Genomic DNA, 18427 nt, shown 5'->3' with positions numbered 1-18427 from the left:
CATGGATTATCTGATTGCAGGCTTCGGCAATATTTTAAACTTCCATACGATGCTCTGGATCGTCGTCGGCGTCACGCTCGGCTACGTCATCGGCGTCATGCCCGGATTGGGCAAGGGAACAGGGGTCGCCGTTTCGATCCCCTTGACCTTCTATCTGGACCCTGTCTCGGCGATCGCCATGCTGATCGGCATCGCCAAAGGCAGCGGTGCAGGCAGCGCGGTCTCGGCGATCCTGATCAACACCCCGGGGGAACCGTCTTCCGCTCCCACGGCCCTGGATGGCTATCCGCTGGCCCGGCAGGGCAAGGCGCAGAAAGCGCTCAAGATGGGACTTTATGCGTCAGTCATCGGCGATTTCGTCTCGACCGTCATTCTCATCGGCCTGGCGGCGCCGCTCGCCTCCTACGCCCTGCTGATCGGGCCCGTCGAACTGTGCGCCATTCTTCTGTTTTCGCTCACGTTTATCGGCGGCCTTTCAGGACACTCGTTGACCAAGGGGCTGGTCGCCGGGGCCCTTGGCGTCTTTTTCGCCACCATCGGGATCGAGACGGAGACCTTCGTCCCGCGCCTGACCTTCGGATTGCTTGAGCTCGATGAAGGCATTTCGCTGGTTCCGATGGCGATCGGCATGCTGGCCGTGGCCGAGATGTTCATTCAGGCCGGCAACATGACCCAGCTCGACATGGAGGCCCAGGTCATGGCTGAGGGGGAGACGGCGGACGACCGCCGCGTGACCGGGGCGGAATGGCGAAGGTGCCTGCCCGCGATCGCCCGAGGTTCGTTGATCGGCTCCGTGGTCGGCATCCTTCCCGGCCTCGGTGCAAGCGTCGGCTCCTTCCTGTCCTATGGTGCGACCGTGCGCGCCTCGAAGACGCCGAAGAAGTTCGGCACCGGCATGATCGAAGGCGTCGCTGCGGCCGAAAGCGCAGACAACGCCGTGGTTCCCGCCAGCCTCATTCCGCTGTTTGCGCTTGGAATTCCCGGAAGCGTCATCGCGGCGATCCTGATCTCCGCCCTGATCATGCACGGCCTGACGCCGGGTCCGCTGATGTTCAAGCAACAGCCGCAGATGGTGGGCGATCTTTATGCCGCGCTGTTATGCGCAAGCCTCGTCATGCTGATCGTCGGCTCCGTGGGCCAGCGCATCTTTGCGATGGTCATCCACTTGCCAAACCGGTTGATCATCCCGGTCGTGCTGTTTCTTTGCTGCCTCGGCGCCTACATGGAGACCAGCTCGGTTTTCTCGATCTATCTGATGCTGTTCTTCGCGGCGATCGGCTATTTCATGCGCAAGCTGGATTATTCGTTCATCACGTTCCTGATCGGCTTTGTCATCGGACCGAAGCTTGAACTGACCTTCCGTCAGTCGATCCAGATCCTCGACGCAAAGATCTTCAATCTCGCCCATCACCCGATCTCAATCGCCTTCATCGTGCTGACCGTTCTGACCGTCGTGCTCATCACGCGCGGCAAGCGTTCCGGCAGCATTCTCGATGAAACCGAAAGCGCATAACACAAAAGGGAGGACCAACCATGAACCAGACAAATCCGAGAACCCGGCCGAGCCGGTTTTCCATCACCGCTTTGGCAGCGGCCTTCGCAATCGGCCTAACGGCAATCTTGCCCACCCATGCCATCGCGCAGGATTACCCGTCAAAGCCGATCACCCTCTACATCGGCTATGGTCCGGGCGGACAGACGGATGTGGTCGGACGGGGCGTCGCCAAGGTGCTTTCGGAGGCGCTCGGCGTTCCGGTCAACGTGGTCAACAAGCCCGGCGCCGGCGGCGCATTGGCGGCCAGCCAGTTGCAGAAGGACGCGCCGGACGGCTACACGGCCATGTTCCACACGAACAGCGTGGTCGATGCCGATCCGTTCATGTCGGCGCGCATCAATTTCAAACCCGAAGACTTCGCCTATGCCGGCATGGTCACGGCCTTCCAGCAGGGCCTGGCGGCTCCGAAGGATGCTCCCTACAACTCTATTCAGGAATATGTCGCCTGGGCCAAGCAGAACCCCGGCTCCGTGTTCGGGTCGCTCAGCCCGCTTGCGAAAATGTATATCGACCAGATTGCCAAGCGCGAAGGGCTCGACGTCAACGTCATGCCGCTGGCCAGCGGCAGCGAGATGATCAACGCCCTGCTGGGCAAGCAGGCAGCGCTCGTCCTGTCGGGCGGCATACATTATCGTTACCCCGATGACACCAAGACAATCGTCGCGACGACGACGTTCCGCCATGTCTCGGCGCCCGATGTCGGCACGATAGACGAAGCCGGCTACGGCCTCGGAATCGATGCGCGAACGACCCTGATCTTGCCGAAAGGGACCCCGCGCGAAATCCTCGAAAAGCTGAGCAAAGCGCTGAAGGCGACCGAGACGGACAAGGACTTCAACACGCTGGTATCGGCGGCCGACATTCCGATCATGTACATGGATCTGGATCAGGCCGCAGCGGCGATTACCGAGGGCTACGCTCGAAACAAGGCAATCATCGAGGGTGCAGGTGTCGTCCCTCAATAACCTTGAGGCCCGCTGCAATCCCTCCGGCGGATCCCTGGTCGAGTCCGCCGCCCATTCTATTCCTTCATACAAGCGATGAAAGCGAGGACAATATGTTCGAACCGCTGAAGGGCGTTCGCGTTATTGATCTGAGCCAGGTATTGGCCGGTCCCTACGCGACCTATCTGCTGGCCCTGATGGGGGCCGAGGTGTTCAAGATCGAGAAGCCCGGCGAAGGCGACTGGACCCGGGTCGGGGGCACGGTCCAGGATCTGTCCGACCTCAAGATGGCGCCCAATTTTCTCACCCAGAACTCCGCCAAGAAGTCGGTGACAATCAATCTCAAGCTGCAGGAGGGCGTCGACATCCTGAAGACACTGATCGCGGACGCGGATATTTTCGTGGAGAACTTCAAGCCCGGCGTTGCCGCTCGGCTGGGCCTCGGATTTGACGAGGTCAAGGAGATCAATCCCCGCATCGTTTACTGCTCCATTTCGGCCTATGGGCAGACTGGGCCGCTGAGCCCGCGGCCGGCCTATGATCATGTCATCCAGGGCATGTCGGGCATCATGATGACAACAGGCAAACCCGGCGACGGACCAACCAAGGTCGGCGCGCCGTATATCGACTACGCCACCGGCATGAATGCGGCGATGGCGATACTGGCTGGCCTGCTGGAAGTGCGGCGGACCGGAGAGGCGGTCCAGGTCGACGTGGCCATGCTGGATACGGCGCTGATGCTGATGGCCTCCCTGATGACCATGCATCTGTCGACAGGGTGGAAACCGGCCCAGAACGGCAACGAGGCCTGGAGCGCCAGCCCCTCCTCCGGTGCATTCGAAACCGCCGATGGATTGCTGATGCTTGCAGCCAATCACGACATTCAGTTTCAGAATCTCTGCTGCGGCCTCAATCGCCTGGATCTTCTCGAGGATCCCCGCTGGAAGTGCGTCGATGACCGGGCCAAGAACTCCGATGCATTGCGTCTGGCCTTGCTGGAAATCTTTCGCACCCGCAGTGCAGCCGAATGGGAAGTCATCCTGGAAGCCGTTGCCGTGCCTGCCGCCCGTGTGCGCGGACTGGACGAGATCCTCGGCGAAGATCAGGTCCGCGCGCGGGGCATCATCAGCGAGGTGAAGATCGAGGGATATGAGGGCGCCATCCACGTTCCCAATCTGAGCTTTCTCGCCAACGGGACGAATTGCCCACCCAAGGCAGGCCCTTCGCTCCTGGGTGGCGACACCGATGAGGTTTTACGATCGCTGGGAATTGGTGACGAACGGCTCTCCGCCCTGCGGCGGGCAAACGCGATTTAGCAGCGGCAGACAGGATTTATCCACGGGCGAAAGGCAGGAGATCAGAGTGGAAGGACCGACAATGTATAGGCACGCGGATCTTAAGCGGAGCATCGGACAGGCGGTGGGGCAGTCGCGCTGGTTTACCATCAACCAGGGTCGGATCAATGCGTTCGCCAACGTGACCGAGGACCACCAGTATATCCATGTTGACCCCGACAGAGCGGTCGACGGACCGTTTGGCGCAACGATCGCCCACGGCTTTCTGACACTGTCTCTTCTCTCCGCCATGCTGTTCGACGGCGGCCCCCGGATCGAAGGCGAGGTGACGGGGGTGAACTACGGACTGAACAAAGTACGTTTCTTGTCCCCGGTTCGCGCCGGCAGCCGCGTGCGCGCCAATTTCACGTTGCGCGGCGTGGAGACGAAGGGAAATGCGGTCGATACGACCCTTGAGGTCACCGTCGAAATCGAAGGCGAGACAAAGCCGGCCTTGGTCGTGGAATGGATCACGCGCCACTATCTTGGAGACAATTGATGAACCCCATTCGCTTTGACGGCCGCACGGCCATTGTCACCGGTGCAGGTGCCGGGCTTGGGCGCAGTCATGCCCTCGGTCTTGCAGCGCGCGGCGCAAATGTCGTGGTCAACGATCTCGGCGTCGCAGCGGATGGCACGGCAAAGGGCTCGCGGGCCGCTCATGCCGTGGTGGAGGAGATCCGCGCGGCTGGCGGCCATGCGATCGCAAGCGGCGCTGACGTCACGGATTTCGAACAGGTGCGGGCCATGGTTCGAGATGCCATCGCCACCTACGGGGCCATCGACATCCTGGTGAACAACGCCGGGATCCTGCGAGACAAGACCTTCGCAAAGATGGAAATGGACGATTTCCATCTGGTCCTCGACGTCCATCTTGTCGGCAGTGCCAATTGCACAAAGGCGGTGTGGAACCACATGGTCGAGCGGGAGTACGGACGGATCGTCATGACCACCTCGGCCTCCGGCATGTACGGAAATTTCGGCCAATCCAACTATGGCGCGGCCAAGGCCGGCGTCGTCGGATTGATGAACGTCCTGGCACAAGAGGGTATGCGCAAGAATATCCGCGTCAACACGCTCGCGCCGACCGCGGCCACCCGAATGACCGAGGGACTGCTGACCCCGGACGTGCTGGATCTGCTGGCCCCCGAGACAATTACGCCCGGGCTGCTGGCGCTGGTCAGCGAAGATGCGCCGACCAAGTTGATCCTCGGTGCAGGCGCCGGCTGTTTCGCTGAAATCCGGATCTGCGAAACCCCAGGTGTCGCCCTGCACGACGAGGCGTTGAGCCCGGAAGGGGTCATGGCGTCGCTGGCGGCCATTCGCGACCCCGAAGGGCAGGACGTCATGGAGAATGCGTTTTCGCAGACCCGCAAATATGCTCGCATGGCCGCCGCGGCCCGTGGCCTGCCCCTCCCCTGGAACGAGGTTTGACATGCGCAGCGCAGTGATCGTATCGACGGCACGGACGCCGATCGGCAAGGCCTATCGCGGCGCGTTCAACACCACCTCGCCGCAGGAATTGATCGGCCATGCGATCAGTCATGCCGTGGCAAGGGCCTCCGTGGAACCCGCCGAAATCGACGACTGCGTGATCGGCTCGGCCATGCAGCAAGGCTATGGCGACTACAATATCGGCCGCCAGGGTGCCATTCGTGCAGGCTTGCCGGCATCTGTAGCCGGCATGTCGGTGGACCGGCAGTGCGCCTCGGGCATGATGGCGATTGCGATTGCCGCCAAGCAGATCGTCACGGACGGCATGGCCATCGTGGTCGGCGGAGGCGTCGAGAGCATCAGCCTTGTCCAAACCCCGGATTTGCGCCGCGACGTCGATCGATGGATCATTGAACACAAGCCGGCGCTTTACATGTCGATGCTGGAAACGGCGGAAATCGTCGCGCACCGCTACAAGGTGTCACGCGAGGACCAGGACGCCTATGCCCTTCAATCCCAACAGCGCACCGCCGCCGCTCAGGCTGCCGGCCTCTTCGACGATGAGATCGTGGCGATGCGCGCCACCCGGAAGATTGTCGACCGGGACAGCGGCGAGGTGTCATACGGCGAGGTCACGCTGACGCAGGACGAGGGCAACCGCCCTTCGACCACGATACAGGACCTGGTACGTCTGGCGCCGGTGTTTGCCGGCGGCCAGCAACTGAGCGCAGGTCATTCCATCACGGCGGGCAATGCCAGCCAGTTGTCCGACGGCGGCTCGGCGGCCGTGCTGATGGAAGAGACCGAAGCCCACCGTCGCGGACTGGAACCGCTGGGCAGGTATGTCGGAATGGCTGTCGCCGGCTGCGAGCCGGACGAGATGGGCATCGGGCCGATCCATGCGGTCCCTAAATTGCTGAAGGCAAACGGCCTGAAGGCGGATGATATCCAGCTCTGGGAACTCAACGAGGCGTTTGCCTGCCAGGTCATTGCCAGTGCCCGGGCGCTCGACATTCCCCCGGACCTGCTCAACGTCAACGGCGGAGCCATCTCGATCGGCCACCCCTATGGCATGTCGGGGGCACGGATGGTCGGCCACGCGCTGATTGAAGGCCGCAGGCGCGGCGCCAAATATGTCGTCTGCACCATGTGTGTCGGCGGCGGGATGGGCGCAGCCGGCCTCTTTGAAGTGCTGTAACCCCGAGGCAGCCATAGCGGACGAGGACCGCACGGGCCTTGCTCGCTTGGCTCAGACGTGCGTCTCGTTCGATGCGTTTGACGCCTGGATGTAGAACCGCCGTATCGCCAGATGCGAGGAGCGGATGTCCAGATTGATGGCGCGGCGAGCCGCCGCGCGATCGCGCTGTATGATAGCCTCGATGGCGTCGTTGTGTATCTTGACGCCGTTGTTGAACAGACGTTCGAACAATGCTTCGTCCTTGCGGGCAGACGCCACGATCGGACCGGTGCGAAGCCAAAGCGTGGAGATGATATCGAGCAACTGCGGGTACCCGCCCGCGCCATAGAGTTCGAAATGAAAGGCCTGGTTGCCTGCAAGCGCCGCGTCGAAGTCGCGGACCGCAAGCGCCTCGCCGATACCGTCGTTGTGGCGCCTGAGGGCATCGATCAGCATCGGATTCCTGGGGGCGCTCGCGGCCCTTTCGGCCGCGTAGCCCTCGAGCCGCATACGGATCCGAATGTAATTTTCATGGTCGGACGCCAGATAGGGCGCGACACGCAGGGTCCTTGGTCCAGACTGCTCGAGGGCACGCTCCGCGATCAGGCGCGCCACCGCGTCGCGGACCGGCATCGGGCTGGTGCCGAGCATCTCTGCCAGGGCACGGATCGAGACTTGTTCGCCGGGCAGGAACTCGCCTTTCAGCAGACCGAGCCGGAGGCTCTGGTACACGCGCTCCTGCACCGTGGTGATATCGACAGGGGCAAGGGCGGGCGGGCTCTTTTTGATCAGATCGAAAGTATTCACGTGATCGAGGCCTCTCGGGCTGCATCGAAGGAAAATCTCATGCCTGGCCAGACACGAGAGAGTGTGCGGGCCGTCGGCCGCCACGCATCGCGCGTTGTACGTCCTATTTTAGCGGCAGGCAACGGTGGGCTCCGCGTCCATGACATTATCCGATTCCGGTGTGATCACATATCTAATATCTTTACAGCTCCAGATTCTTGTGTCTAGACTGTGCGCAGTGCCCAAGGAGGGCGCCGGACCGCAATCGGCCCGGCTGCAGCGGCACGAACGGAAACATCCCGGGAGGAGAAACCCATGAGACGTCTTGCCATGATCACGGCTACGGCCGCCGCAGCTTTGGGTGCGACTGCACTTCACGCCGAGCCACTCAAGATTGGCATTATCGAAAGCCTGTCGGGCGCACAGACATCGACCGGCCGCCTGTACGCCAACGCCGTCAAATATGGCGTCGACCGCATCAACGAGGCAGGCGGTTTCAACGGCGAGCCGGTGATCGTCACGGAATATGACAATGCCGGTGGCGCACCCGATGCGGCCGACAAATTCCGCAATGCGGTCGCCGATGGCGTTCACGTGATCTTCCAGGGTGCTTCGTCGGCCATTGCCGGCCAGCTCACGGAAGACGTCCGCAAGCACAACCTCCGCAATCCCGGCAAGGAGGTGATGTTCATCAACCTTGGCGGCGAGGCGATGGAGCTTACCGGCGAAAAATGCCAGTTCTATCATTTCCGCTACACCACAACCGCGCCGATGCGGGTGAACGCGCTGGTCAGCGCCATGAAGGAGGCGGGTGATCTGGGCGAGAAAGTCTACTCGATCAACCAGAATTACTCCTGGGGACAGGACATGCAGGCGGCCGTCGCCGCAGCAGCGCAAACCGGCGGCTACACGGTCGTCGACGAAGTCCTGCACGACGTGAACAAGATCCAGGACTTCGCGCCGTTCGTGGCGCGGATCAGGGCCGCCGCCCCAGACACCGTCTTCACCGGCAACTGGTCCAACGACCTGCTGTTGCTGATGAAGGCCGTGGGCGATGCGGGGCTTGACGTGACCTTTGCGACGGCCTTCCTGGATCAACCCGGCAACATCGCCAATGCCGGCAAGACCGCCCTCGGCCACTATATCGCCAACAACTATGACAATGCCGCCACCGACGGCCAGTTCGCCGAAACCTACAAGACGGCGACCGGCCACTATCCCATCTTTGTCGAAGGGCATTCCGCATTTGCGCTTGGCGCCCTGCAGCAGGCGCTGGGTACGGTCAATTTCGGCGGCGGCGACATCGGGGTGACCAAGATCGCACTGGCCCTTGAAAACACGACCTATGACTCGCCCCTCGGCCCGATTTCCGTCCGCAAGGAAGACCATCAGACAATCCGTCCCGTTGTCGTCTCGAAGGTCATCGAAAATCCGAAATATCCGGCCGACGACACCAAAATGGGCTTTGCGACCGTCAAGGTCATTGCCGGAGACCAGGCGATCTATCCGGTGCAGGATAGTTGCAAGATGGAACGGCCCAAAGCGTAAGCGTCGCAGTGCGGGGTCCGGCCAGCGCCTTTGCCGGCTGGGCCACTCCTACCGTTACCATCAGGATCATCCATGGAATTCGCGATCATCTCCACGCTGAACGGCGTGACCTACGGCCTGTTGCTGTTCATGGTCTCGGCCGGCTTGACGCTCATCTTCGGCATGATGGGGGTACTGAACTTCGCCCATGCCTCGTTCTACATGCTGGGCGCCTATGTCGCCTATGCCGTCTCGTCGATCTTCGGCTTCTGGGTCGGTATCCTGGTGGCGCCCATCTTCGTGGGCCTTGTCGGCATGGCCGTGGAACGCTTTCTCCTGCCGCGGGTGCATGCCCATGGCCACGCCCACGAGCTTCTGCTGACCTTCGGCCTGGCGCTGATGATCGAGGAGCTGATCAAGCTCTTCTTCGGCGACTTCCCGGTCAACTACCAGATGCCGGGCGAGATGCGGTTTTCCGCGTTCCAGATCTTCGGTGCCGACTATCCCTTCTATCGCATCTTCATCGGCAGCGTCGCCGTGGTGATGTTCACGGCGCTCTGGCTGCTGCTGACCCGCACCCGCACCGGTATCGTCGTGCGCGCTGCCGAGCGATTGCCCGCCATGGCCGAAGCCCTTGGGCACAATATTCCGATGGTATTCATGTTCGTGTTCGGCACCGGCGCGGCCCTGGCGGGATTGGCTGGCGCCGTGGCGGGGGCCTTTTATCCGACCAATCCGAACATGGGACTGGAACTCGGCGTCATCGTGTTCGTCGTCGTTGTCGTCGGCGGTCTCGGATCACTGAAGGGATCGCTGCTGGCTTCGCTGCTCATCGGCCTCTTCTCCTCCTTCGCGGTCGGCATCGACTGGTCGCTGGCCAGCATGCTCAGTCATGTCGGCCTTGGGGACTGGGCCCGTTCGATTGGCGGACTGATGACGCTGAAGCTGTCTTCGATCAGCGCCACAATCCCCTTCGCACTCATGCTGATCGTGCTGCTGGTGCGGCCGGCAGGCCTCATGGGCGAGCGCAACTGAGATGGGATCCATGCGTAACATCCTGATTTCCGCCGTCGTGCTGGCGCTACTGGTCGCCATTCCGCCGTTCCTGGGCCTCGGCTGGCAGAACATGCTTGTCAACGTGCTGATCGCCAGCCTCTTTGCGCTGGCGTTCAATCTGCTGATCGGCCAGGCCGGTCTGCTGTCATTCGGCCATGCCGCCTATTTCGGCGTGGGTGCCTTCACGTCACTGCATCTGATGAGGGCGATCGAGGGCGGGTTCGCCTTCCCGACGCCGCTTGTGCCGCTGGCCGGTGCGGCGGCAGGCTTGCTGATCGGCCTGCTAGCGGGTTACTTCGCCACGATGCGCTCCGGCGTCTACTTTGCCCTGGTGACATTGGCGATTGCGGAACTGTTCCATTCGCTGGCGCCCCAGCTGCAGGGCGTTTTTGGCGGGGAATCCGGCATATCGTCGATGCGGATGCCCTGGAACGGGATCAACTTCGGCTCGATGCTGGAGGTCTACTACCTCACCCTGGCATGGGTCCTGATCTGCGGACTTGGACTGTGGGCCTATACGCGCACGCCGTTCGGACGGCTGACGCTGGCACTTCGCGACAACGAACAGCGTGTGCGCTTTCTTGGCTATAGCGCCCACACCGCCAAGGTGATCATCTTCACGGTCTCCGCCATGCTGACGGCGGTCGCAGGCTCGCTGCAGGCGATCTCGAACGAGACGGCGAACTACTCGCTGTTTGCCAGCGGCGTTTCCGCCCAGGTGGTCCTGCAGACCTTTGTCGGCGGCTCGACCGTGTTCTTCGGTCCGGTGATCGGCGCGGCCGCCTTTACGCTTTTCTCCTTCCTGGTTTCGGACGTCACGCGGTCGTGGGTCTTCTACCAGGGCCTGATCTTCGTGCTGGTCATGCTCTATGCACCCACCGGCATCGGTGGCGTCCTCCAGCACCACATCCGCAACCGCCGGCAGCTCAACTGGAGCCAATTGTCCGGCCACTACCTGCTGGCACTGGCCGGTGGCTTTCTGATCGCTGCAGGGGTGGTGCTGGTCACCGAGACCGTGGCTGTGGTCTTCGGCGAGGAATACGCGATGATGCGTCGGACTGCCGGGGCATCGTTCCCTCCTTACCAGCTCTTCGGCTTCACCTGGAACCCGACTGGCATCGTCACATGGTTGCTTCCGGCTGCCTTGCTGCTAGGAGGCGGAACGGTCCTCACCCGTGCCCGCCGGCGGATCAGCACAATCTGGGACAGCAAGAGCCATGACAAGGACGCCAACTCTGCCGTGCCGGGAGGTGTGAAATGACAGTGACAGAACAGCCGGCACTGCGGCTTGCGAGCGTGGTAAAGTCCTTCGGACCGATCGAAGTGATCAAGGGCCTCGACCTCGACATCCGGGCCGGGGAGCGCCACGCGGTCATCGGCCCCAACGGCGCCGGCAAATCGACGCTCTTCAACCTGATCTCGGGCATGTTCGCCCCGTCTTCCGGCGAGATCTTTCTAAACGGAAACGCCATTGCAGGTCTCTCGCCGCACCTGATCAACCGGGCCGGACTGGCGCGTTCCTTCCAGATCACCAACATCTTCCATCGGCTCAGCGTCTTCGAGAACCTACGCATCGGCGTGCTTGCCCGTCATGGGGTAAGATACGGACTGTTCCGCCCGGTTTCAGCCATGCGCGACATCAATGACGAGACCGCCGAAGTCCTGGCCCGCGTCGGATTGGAGGCGCGCGGCAGCGATCTCGCCGGCGATCTGACCTATTCCGAACAACGAGCCCTGGAGATCGGCATGACCCTGACCACGGGGGCCGAGGTGATCCTGCTGGACGAACCGACGGCCGGCATGTCCCGCGAAGAGACCGAAAAGGCAATCGACCTGATCCGCACGGTCACCGAAGGCAAGACGCTGCTCATGGTCGAACACGATATGGGTGTTGTCTTCAGCCTCTGCGACCGGGTGTCCGTGCTGGTCTATGGAGACATCATCGCGACCGACACGCCGGATCGCATCAGCGCAAACCGCGCGGTCCAGGAAGCCTATCTGGGCGAGGAGGCCCTATGAGCTTGCTAGAAGTGAAGGGCCTGCACGCCCATTACGGCAAGAGCCACATCCTGCACGGCATCGACATGGAGGTACCGGAAGCGGCAATCGTTTCGCTGCTCGGGCGCAACGGTTCGGGCCGGTCGACGCTACTGAAGGCGATGATGGGCCTCGTGCCGCCGACCGCCGGGACGGTGACGCTGGACGGTCGCTCCCTTGCCGGGCAGCGGCCCTACAGCATCTGCCGGCAGGGCATCGGCTACGTTCCCGAAGAACGCCTGGTGTTCCCGAACCTGACGGTCGAAGAGAATCTCGCCATGGGCATGCAGCAGGGCGCACCCGGCACGCATCGCTGGTCCGTCGACGAGATGTATGACTATTTTCCCCGGCTGAGGGAACGGCGCGCCATCCGCGCCGGTTATCTGTCGGGTGGCGAGCAGCAGATGCTGACCATCTGTCGGTCGCTGCTGGGCAATCCCCGTGTGCTGCTGATCGACGAACCGACCGAGGGCCTCGCGCCCCGCATCGTCGAGGTGGTGATGGAGGTCATCCTCGATATCGGCCGCCGCGGCGTCGCCGTCGTGCTGGTCGAGCAAAAGCTGACCATCGCCCTCAAGGTCGCACAGCAGGTGATGGTCATGGGCCATGGCGAACTGGTCTTCCGCGGGACACCTGCTGAACTTGAGGCCCATCCCGACATACGCCGAAACTGGCTTGAGGTCGCTTGACGTGACACGGGCTTTAAAACCATCTCGACTGGAATGCCGATGAACCTGATTGAACGGATGCTGCCTCGCCCCGGCCTGCGGGTCCTTGTCACCGCCGGAGCATCGGGCATCGGCGCCGCCATTGCCCGGGCCTTCCTCGAAGCGCAGGCGAGAGTGCTGATCTGCGACATCGACCAGCAGGCCCTGGCAGAATTTGCGGTGGCACATCCCGCTGTCTCGGCGCTGCGTGCCGATGTCTCCGACGAGGCCGAGGTCGACACCCTGATCCAGACCGCCTCCGAACGGCTCGGCGGCCTCGACATCCTGGTCAACAATGCCGGAATAGCCGGACCGACGGGCGCCATAGATGAACTGTCGGTCGAGGATATCCGCCGCACCCTCGACGTCGACCTGATGGGGCAGTTTCTGGTCGTGCGCCGCGCGGCCGCGCTGCTGCGCGCCAGTGACGCCGGCGTGATCCTCAACATTTCGTCGGTTGCCGGCCGGTTGGGTTATGCGCTGCGGACGCCCTATGCCGCCTCGAAATGGGGCATCGTCGGATTGACCCAAAGTCTTGCAAAGGAAATGGGCCCCGATGGGATCCGCGTCAACGCAATCTTGCCGGGCGTCGTGCGCGGCGCGCGCATCGAGGCCGTGATCCGCGAGCGTGCCGAGGCCTCGGGCCTCAGCTATGCGGACATGGAGGCGCAATACCTCTCCAACATCTCGCTGCGCCGCATGGTCGAGCCCGAGGACATCGCGGCCGCTGCGCTGTTCCTGGCCTCACCCGGGGGCGCCAACATCTCGGGCCAGGCCATCAGTGTCTGCGGCAATGTCGAAACCATCTGAGACCAAGGAAAGCTACAGCAGCATGGCCAAGTCACCCCGCAAGGTTATCGTCACCTGTGCCATCACCGGCGGCATCCATACCCCCAGCATGTCTCCCTATCTGCCGGTGACCGCCGACCAGATCGCCGAACAGGCCATCGAAGCCGCCGAGGCGGGAGCGTCGATCCTCCACCTGCATGCCCGCCATCCGCAGGACGGCCGACCCACCCAGGACCCTGACGCTTTCGCGGCCTTCCTGCCGCGCATCAAGCAGGCCACCGACGCCGTGCTGAATCTGACCACCGGCGGCAGCCCGACGATGACGGTCGAGGAGCGCCTGCAGCCGGCCCTGAAATTTGCACCGGAGGTGGCTTCCCTCAACATGGGATCGATGAATTTCGGCCTTTATCCGATGCTCGGCCGCTATGAAAAATTCCAGCATGACTGGGAGCCGGACTATCTCGAAAAGACCCGCGATACGGTCTTCAAGAATACGTTCAAGGACATCGAGGGCATTCTCGAGCATTGCGGCGGCAATGGCACACGGTTCGAGTTCGAATGTTACGACACCAGCCATCTCTACAACCTGGCGCACTTCCGCGATCGCGGCCTGGTCGAAGGGCCCCTGTTCATCCAGACCGTCTTTGGAATCTTGGGCGGCATCGGCACCCATCCCGACGACGTCTCGCACATGAAGCGCACGGCCGATCGGCTGTTCGGCGACAGCTATGTCTGGTCCGTGCTGGGTGCCGGACGGCATCAGCTTCCCATCATCACGATGGCTGCGGCGATGGGCGGCAATGTCCGCGTCGGGCTGGAGGATTCCCTGTGGGACGGTCCCGGAAAACTGGCGGAATCGAATGCCGCTCAGGTGCGCCGAATCCGTCAGGTGCTGGACGGGTTGGGACTGGATGTCGCCACGCCAGACGAGGCACGTCTCATGCTGGCGCTGAAGGGCGGCGATAATGTGAATTTCTAGTCCTGCGATCCGAAAGGCGGATCAGTCCGAGGTGTTCGGCGCCTTCACAGCCAGCACCTGCCGCAATTGCCTGTCCCGCTCCTTGGCCAGCGCCTGCACAGACCGACCGGCGTAGCAATGCTCGACGGCCTCTGTGACACGGGCCTGCAGGCCGGCATCCGGCAAAGGCGCCCCCAATTCGCCCCAGAGCTTCTCCTGCATCGGCGCGAACATGTCCCAGAACCCTCTCATGCCTTTCTCGCCGCCAGCCAGGCGATACGTCAGCAGCGGTCCCATCAAGGCCCACCGCAGCCCAGGTCCTTCGGTCACGGCACGATCGATATCCTCCGCAGAAGCGACGCCGCTTTCGAGCATGTGGATCGCCTCCCGGAAAAGCGCGGCCTGCAGCCGGTTGGCGACATGCCCGTAGATCTCCTTTTTCAAGCGGATCGGAACCTTGCCAAGGCGGGTGTAGAAATGCTCGGCACGGTCCAGAGCGTTTTCGTCCGTCCGCGCCCCGCCAACCAGTTCGACCAGGGGTATCAGATGCGGTGGATTGAAGGGATGGCCGAGCACCACGCGTCCGGGATGGGCGCAGGCGCTCTGCATGTCGGTCACGGAGATCGCCGAAGAACTCGATGCGATGATGACGCCCGGAGGTGTGGCGGCATCGATGCGACACATCAGGTCGATCTTGGCGTCGAGCCGTTCGATGGCATTCTCCTGGACGAAATCGGTCCCCGCGCAGGCGGCCTCCAAATCGGCGGCAAAGCGCAGCGTGCCGCGTCGGGGCGTGCTTAGGACCGTTTCGGGAAGAGACGGCCAAAAGCGGTCGACCAGGGTATCGAGGTCCGCTGCGGCACCGTCGCGAATGTCGGTGGCGACCACGTTCAACCCATGTGCAAGGAAAAGGCAGGTCCAGCTGGCCCCTATGATCCCGGTTCCGACCACCGTGACGGTAGCGATCTCTTGCCCCTCCAACTGCTGCCCTCCTATGTGCATGATCAAGCGAAAACCCCGGACCAGATCCTCCCGGTTCGCTCTTGGTACCATGCGGACCGCCTGCACCGAAGCAAATCCGTCGAGCATCGACAGATGTTGGCCCTCATGCGCTCGGTGTTGTGAATGGCCTGTCGTCTCCCGCCGCCCTGCGCGCTCCCTATGGCGGTTCCAGAGGTACCTATTGCGAACCTGCGAAGCGCCGCAGGCCGAAGTCGCGCATGGCATCCGGGATAGCCCCATCGGCAATCCAGCCGGCCGTTTCGTCCGCATGGATCGCGGCAAGCGAAACACCGCTGTGGCATGTCACCAGAAATGCACCCGGCAGCACTTCTTCATAGACCGGCGCGGCATCGGGCGTGATGATGCGGAGCGCCGCCCAGCTGCGCATGATGCGGACATCCTTGAGGAAAGGGAAGAAGTGCAGCGCATCGTCGGCGATCCGGCGGGTGACGTCGAATGTGGTGCCAAGATCGAAGCCGACTTCTTCCCAGCTGCCGCCGATCATCAGGGTGCCGTCTTCCGTCTGGCGGACCTGCTCGATCGCGATATCGAAAATCGGCGGCACGCGCTCGGTCACCAGGATCTGGCCGCGAACGGGTTTGACGGGAATTCCGACCCCAAGCATCTGACCCAGGGTGGCATTGCCAAGGCCAGCGGCCAGCACGATCCGCCGGGCCACCACCTGCCCGCCCGGCGTCGTCACGACGAATTTGTCGCCCCGCTGGCCGATATCGGTGGCGCCACCATTCGACAAAACCCGACCGCCGCGCGCCAGGTAGCCCCGATGCAGGGCGTGAAGCAGCCGCAAGGGATTGGCCTGGCCGTCATAGGGCGAATAGCTGCCCCCCACGACATCAGGGCCGATCTCCGGCACCCGCTTGCGGATTGCCGCATTGTCGAGCATGTCAAACTCGTAGTCGCCGGGGAAGCGCTGCTGCACGGCCGCCAGGTCACGAGCGCGCTGCTCGAAAGCTTCCGGGCTTCTGCTCAGATAGAGGCCACCCTTCTGCGTCAGACCGACATCGATACCAGTTTCCGCGATGAGGCGAGCCGCCAGTTCAGGCCATTGCTCGACGGCCCGCATGGCCCAACCGGTATAGGCCGGCAGCGCGAGCCCCTTGCCCTGGACCCAGACCAGGCCGAAATTGCCGCGACTGGCGCGTATGGCACCGTCGCTTTCGTCCAGCACGACGCTTTGCACATTGCGCTTGGCAAGGCCATAGGCGACCGAGATCCCGACCAGGCCACCGCCGATCACCGCAACATCTGTCTCAAGCAACATGTTCGGTCCCCTCATGCCGTTCCTCGTCCACGCCGCAGCGGGCCATGTCAAAGAGGGTCACGGGCTTCAGCGGATAGCGGATGTTGTACTGCCCGACATCGCCGATGGGCCGTCCGGTTTCGCTGGCGATCAGCTGGGAGACGATGGGGCCGCAAACGCGTCCCTGGCATGCGCCCATGCCGCACCGCGTGAAGACCTTGGCCTGCGAAGGACCGATCGCGCCATCCTTGAGGGCGGAACGCAGCGTTCCCGCACTCACCTCCTCGCAACGACAGACGAGAGTGGCGTCACTTTGGCGGGCGGCAGCGAGACGCGGTGTGTAGAGTTCATCGAGAAAGGGGCGAAAGGCGCGTTCGCGCGCAAGCGTCGCGGCGGCTTTTCGAACCGTGGCCCTTGAACGCTCGTCGCTGCGTCCGTCTCGGTCCAGGATGCGGCCGATCGCGATTTCGGCCGAGGCGGGTGCCGCGATAGCGCCGGTGATCGCGGCGCCATCGCCGACAATGAAGACCCGCTTGAGACTGCTTTCGCCAAACCGATCGATGTCCGGGCGCAGGCATTGCTGGCCCTCGTCCCAGACGTGCCGGCAGCCAAGCGCCCGCGACAGCTGGGTATTGGGAATGATGCCCTCATGGATCAACAGCGTGTCGACGCTAAGAGTGGTCTGTCCCTTATCCCCATCGAAGGTGACGGCCGCGATCCGCTCAGAGCCCGAGGCCGACAGGCTGGAGACGTTGCGGTAGACCGGAACGCCGGCGCGGCGGATGGCGCGGATCAAACCAGCACCTTTCCGGATCTTGTCGCGATTGAGCCAAAGTCCGCGGGCATGTCTGATCGCGGCAGCGACCCTGCTGACCTTTACCGACGTATCGAGAATGGCGGATATTTCGACCCCGAGCTGCAGCAACTGTGTTGCAAACAACAGCATCAGAGGACCATTGCCCGCCAGCACGAGACGGCGCGACGGCACGATCGCGGACGTCTTCAAGAGAAGCTGGGCCGCGCCGACGCCCATGATGCCGGGCAGTGCCCAACCCTCGAAGGGGACGGGACGCTCCATGGCACCGGTCGCCAGGACCAGATCGCCAAATGCCAGACGCCGGGACGCGCCGGCCTGGCCATAGCTGGCGACGCCGCCAGTGTCGGACAGGTCGACCCGCCAGAGATTTGCGCCAAAGCAGACACTCAAATCGGCATTGCGCAAGCTGGCGATCGCCTTGCTGCCTTCCTGGTATTCAGCGCCGAGAGCGGCCGAATGCCGGAAAGGCCCGTCTTCCAGACCACGATAGATCTGACCGCCGGCACTCGGTCGTTCGTCCAGCAGCGCCACGGAAAGCCCGTGTCGCGCCGCCATGACGGCCGCCGCCATTCCGGAAGGCCCGGCGCCCACCACGCAAAGGTCGAATCTCGGCATCATGACATCGCCCTCCCCTCGGAGGTCGCCATTGCCACGGCGATCTGGCGCCTGATCCGCATGCCGGGCTCGACGCGCCGCAGGCAGCCCTGCTGGTTGGGAACGCCGTCAATCTCGATCAGACATTCGAAACAGATGCCCATCATGCAGAACGGCGCCCGCTCGGCGCCGGAGAGAATGCTGTGCCGGTAGGGTTGCGGTCCGTGGAGCAGGACCACGGCGGCGACCGTGTCACCTTCCCGACAGATCACGTCGCGCCCGTCGATCTCGACGTTCACGGATGGCCGGCCATCGATCACATCAGCCTTGCTGAACATGGATCATTCCTCTCCATTGGTATCGCTCTTGCGCCCAGGCTGCGGCATCCTGCGCCTTCCGGACACCGTGCGGCGGGTGCTTGCTGCTTCGGGAGGCATTATCCAAGCCAG

The 18427-nt window shown here is 62.9% G+C and carries 18 protein-coding genes; 13 read left to right on the top strand and 5 right to left on the bottom strand.

Features of this window, described 5'->3' with window-relative positions; all coding sequences use genetic code 11:
* Position 1: 1 nt before the first annotated feature.
* The 6 genes from HGO38_RS13675 (at position 2) to HGO38_RS13650 (ending at position 6465) form a co-directional block, all read left to right on the top strand.
* The gene (locus HGO38_RS13675) at positions 2–1513 is read left to right on the top strand and encodes a tripartite tricarboxylate transporter permease (protein WP_250956449.1); all 1512 of its coding nucleotides are present in this window, start codon (positions 2–4) and stop codon (positions 1511–1513) included.
* Between the two features lie 20 nt (positions 1514–1533).
* Entirely contained in the window at positions 1534–2520 is a 987-nt protein-coding gene (locus HGO38_RS13670; RefSeq protein WP_250956448.1) for a Bug family tripartite tricarboxylate transporter substrate binding protein, read from the top strand.
* A 92-nt stretch (positions 2521–2612) separates the two neighbouring features.
* Positions 2613–3815, top strand: a complete 1203-nt coding sequence (locus HGO38_RS13665) for a CaiB/BaiF CoA transferase family protein (protein WP_250956447.1) — start codon at positions 2613–2615, stop codon at positions 3813–3815.
* Positions 3816–3876: 61 nt separating this feature from the next.
* Positions 3877–4332: a MaoC family dehydratase gene (locus tag HGO38_RS13660; protein WP_250956446.1), complete on the top strand. Its 456-nt coding sequence runs from the start codon at positions 3877–3879 to the stop codon at positions 4330–4332.
* Positions 4332–5267 carry an SDR family NAD(P)-dependent oxidoreductase gene (locus tag HGO38_RS13655; protein ID WP_250956445.1) on the top strand — a complete coding sequence of 312 codons (936 nt, stop codon included), beginning with the start codon at positions 4332–4334 and terminating at the stop codon, positions 5265–5267. Before HGO38_RS13660 ends, HGO38_RS13655 begins: the two co-directional genes overlap by 1 nt.
* A 1-nt stretch (position 5268) precedes the next feature.
* Positions 5269–6465 carry an acetyl-CoA C-acyltransferase gene (locus HGO38_RS13650; RefSeq protein ID WP_250956444.1) on the top strand — a complete coding sequence of 399 codons (1197 nt, stop codon included), beginning with the start codon at positions 5269–5271 and terminating at the stop codon, positions 6463–6465.
* Positions 6466–6516: 51 nt separating this feature from the next.
* Here the strand turns inward: HGO38_RS13650 and HGO38_RS13645 are convergent, their stop codons facing one another.
* Positions 6517–7251, bottom strand: coding sequence for a GntR family transcriptional regulator (locus HGO38_RS13645; RefSeq protein ID WP_250956443.1), 735 nt, complete (start codon positions 7249–7251; stop codon positions 6517–6519).
* A gap of 294 nt (positions 7252–7545) precedes the next feature.
* Here HGO38_RS13645 and HGO38_RS13640 point away from each other — a divergent pair, with 294 nt between their 5' ends.
* From HGO38_RS13640 to kce, 7 genes are all read left to right on the top strand, one after another.
* Positions 7546–8778: a branched-chain amino acid ABC transporter substrate-binding protein gene (locus tag HGO38_RS13640; RefSeq protein WP_250956442.1), complete on the top strand. Its 1233-nt coding sequence runs from the start codon at positions 7546–7548 to the stop codon at positions 8776–8778.
* 72 nt (positions 8779–8850) lie between these two features.
* Positions 8851–9792, top strand: a complete 942-nt coding sequence (locus HGO38_RS13635; RefSeq protein ID WP_250956441.1) for a branched-chain amino acid ABC transporter permease — start codon at positions 8851–8853, stop codon at positions 9790–9792.
* A gap of 1 nt (position 9793) precedes the next feature.
* Entirely contained in the window at positions 9794–11074 is a 1281-nt protein-coding gene (locus HGO38_RS13630; RefSeq protein WP_502941554.1) for a branched-chain amino acid ABC transporter permease, read from the top strand.
* Positions 11071–11832, top strand: a complete 762-nt coding sequence (locus HGO38_RS13625) for an ABC transporter ATP-binding protein (RefSeq protein WP_250956439.1) — start codon at positions 11071–11073, stop codon at positions 11830–11832. Before HGO38_RS13630 ends, HGO38_RS13625 begins: the two co-directional genes overlap by 4 nt.
* Entirely contained in the window at positions 11829–12539 is a 711-nt protein-coding gene (locus HGO38_RS13620; protein WP_250956438.1) for an ABC transporter ATP-binding protein, read from the top strand. The genes HGO38_RS13625 and HGO38_RS13620 overlap by 4 nt, the downstream gene beginning before the upstream one ends.
* Before the next feature lie 39 nt (positions 12540–12578).
* Positions 12579–13367 (top strand): SDR family oxidoreductase, encoded by a 789-nt coding sequence (locus HGO38_RS13615; RefSeq protein ID WP_250956437.1) that lies wholly within the window; start codon positions 12579–12581, stop codon positions 13365–13367.
* A 22-nt stretch (positions 13368–13389) separates the two neighbouring features.
* A complete protein-coding gene (gene kce / locus HGO38_RS13610; protein ID WP_250956436.1) occupies positions 13390–14325 on the top strand; it encodes a 3,5-dioxohexanoate:acetyl-CoA acetone transferase in 936 nt (311 codons plus the stop codon).
* Between the two features lie 21 nt (positions 14326–14346).
* Here the strand turns inward: kce and HGO38_RS13605 are convergent, their stop codons facing one another.
* The 4 genes from HGO38_RS13605 to HGO38_RS13590 form a co-directional block, all read right to left on the bottom strand.
* Positions 14347–15285 (bottom strand): 3-hydroxyacyl-CoA dehydrogenase NAD-binding domain-containing protein, encoded by a 939-nt coding sequence (locus tag HGO38_RS13605; RefSeq protein WP_250956435.1) that lies wholly within the window; start codon positions 15283–15285, stop codon positions 14347–14349.
* Between the two features lie 199 nt (positions 15286–15484).
* A complete protein-coding gene (locus tag HGO38_RS13600; RefSeq protein ID WP_250956434.1) occupies positions 15485–16588 on the bottom strand; it encodes an NAD(P)/FAD-dependent oxidoreductase in 1104 nt (367 codons plus the stop codon).
* Complete coding sequence (locus HGO38_RS13595; protein ID WP_250956433.1) at positions 16578–18002, bottom strand: NAD(P)/FAD-dependent oxidoreductase; 1425 nt, start codon at positions 18000–18002, stop codon at positions 16578–16580. The genes HGO38_RS13600 and HGO38_RS13595 overlap by 11 nt, the downstream gene beginning before the upstream one ends.
* A complete protein-coding gene (locus HGO38_RS13590) occupies positions 17999–18316 on the bottom strand; it encodes a (2Fe-2S)-binding protein (protein ID WP_250956432.1) in 318 nt (105 codons plus the stop codon). The genes HGO38_RS13595 and HGO38_RS13590 overlap by 4 nt, the downstream gene beginning before the upstream one ends.
* Positions 18317–18427 lie beyond the last annotated feature (111 nt).

Source organism: Rhizobium sp. CG5, assembly GCF_023701945.1.
Lineage (GTDB): Bacteria > Pseudomonadota > Alphaproteobacteria > Rhizobiales > Rhizobiaceae > Allorhizobium.
This window is presented reverse-complemented; position numbering and strand designations above follow the sequence as displayed.

Bases quoted from the DNA above. Each gene is read 5' to 3' on its own strand.
- HGO38_RS13675 (WP_250956449.1), top strand. From the start codon at position 2: ATGGATTATCTGATTGCAGGCTTCGGCAATATTTTAAACTTCCATACG.
- HGO38_RS13670 (WP_250956448.1), top strand. From the start codon at position 1,534: ATGAACCAGACAAATCCGAGAACCCGGCCGAGCCGGTTTTCCATCACC.
- HGO38_RS13665 (WP_250956447.1), top strand. From the start codon at position 2,613: ATGTTCGAACCGCTGAAGGGCGTTCGCGTTATTGATCTGAGCCAGGTA.
- HGO38_RS13660 (WP_250956446.1), top strand. From the start codon at position 3,877: ATGTATAGGCACGCGGATCTTAAGCGGAGCATCGGACAGGCGGTGGGG.
- HGO38_RS13655 (WP_250956445.1), top strand. From the start codon at position 4,332: ATGAACCCCATTCGCTTTGACGGCCGCACGGCCATTGTCACCGGTGCA.
- HGO38_RS13650 (WP_250956444.1), top strand. From the start codon at position 5,269: ATGCGCAGCGCAGTGATCGTATCGACGGCACGGACGCCGATCGGCAAG.
- HGO38_RS13640 (WP_250956442.1), top strand. From the start codon at position 7,546: ATGAGACGTCTTGCCATGATCACGGCTACGGCCGCCGCAGCTTTGGGT.
- HGO38_RS13635 (WP_250956441.1), top strand. From the start codon at position 8,851: ATGGAATTCGCGATCATCTCCACGCTGAACGGCGTGACCTACGGCCTG.
- HGO38_RS13630 (WP_502941554.1), top strand. From the start codon at position 9,794: ATGGGATCCATGCGTAACATCCTGATTTCCGCCGTCGTGCTGGCGCTA.
- HGO38_RS13625 (WP_250956439.1), top strand. From the start codon at position 11,071: ATGACAGTGACAGAACAGCCGGCACTGCGGCTTGCGAGCGTGGTAAAG.
- HGO38_RS13620 (WP_250956438.1), top strand. From the start codon at position 11,829: ATGAGCTTGCTAGAAGTGAAGGGCCTGCACGCCCATTACGGCAAGAGC.
- HGO38_RS13615 (WP_250956437.1), top strand. From the start codon at position 12,579: ATGAACCTGATTGAACGGATGCTGCCTCGCCCCGGCCTGCGGGTCCTT.
- kce (WP_250956436.1), top strand. From the start codon at position 13,390: ATGGCCAAGTCACCCCGCAAGGTTATCGTCACCTGTGCCATCACCGGC.
- HGO38_RS13600 (WP_250956434.1), bottom strand. From the start codon at position 16,588: ATGTTGCTTGAGACAGATGTTGCGGTGATCGGCGGTGGCCTGGTCGGG.
- HGO38_RS13595 (WP_250956433.1), bottom strand. From the start codon at position 18,002: ATGATGCCGAGATTCGACCTTTGCGTGGTGGGCGCCGGGCCTTCCGGA.
- HGO38_RS13590 (WP_250956432.1), bottom strand. From the start codon at position 18,316: ATGTTCAGCAAGGCTGATGTGATCGATGGCCGGCCATCCGTGAACGTC.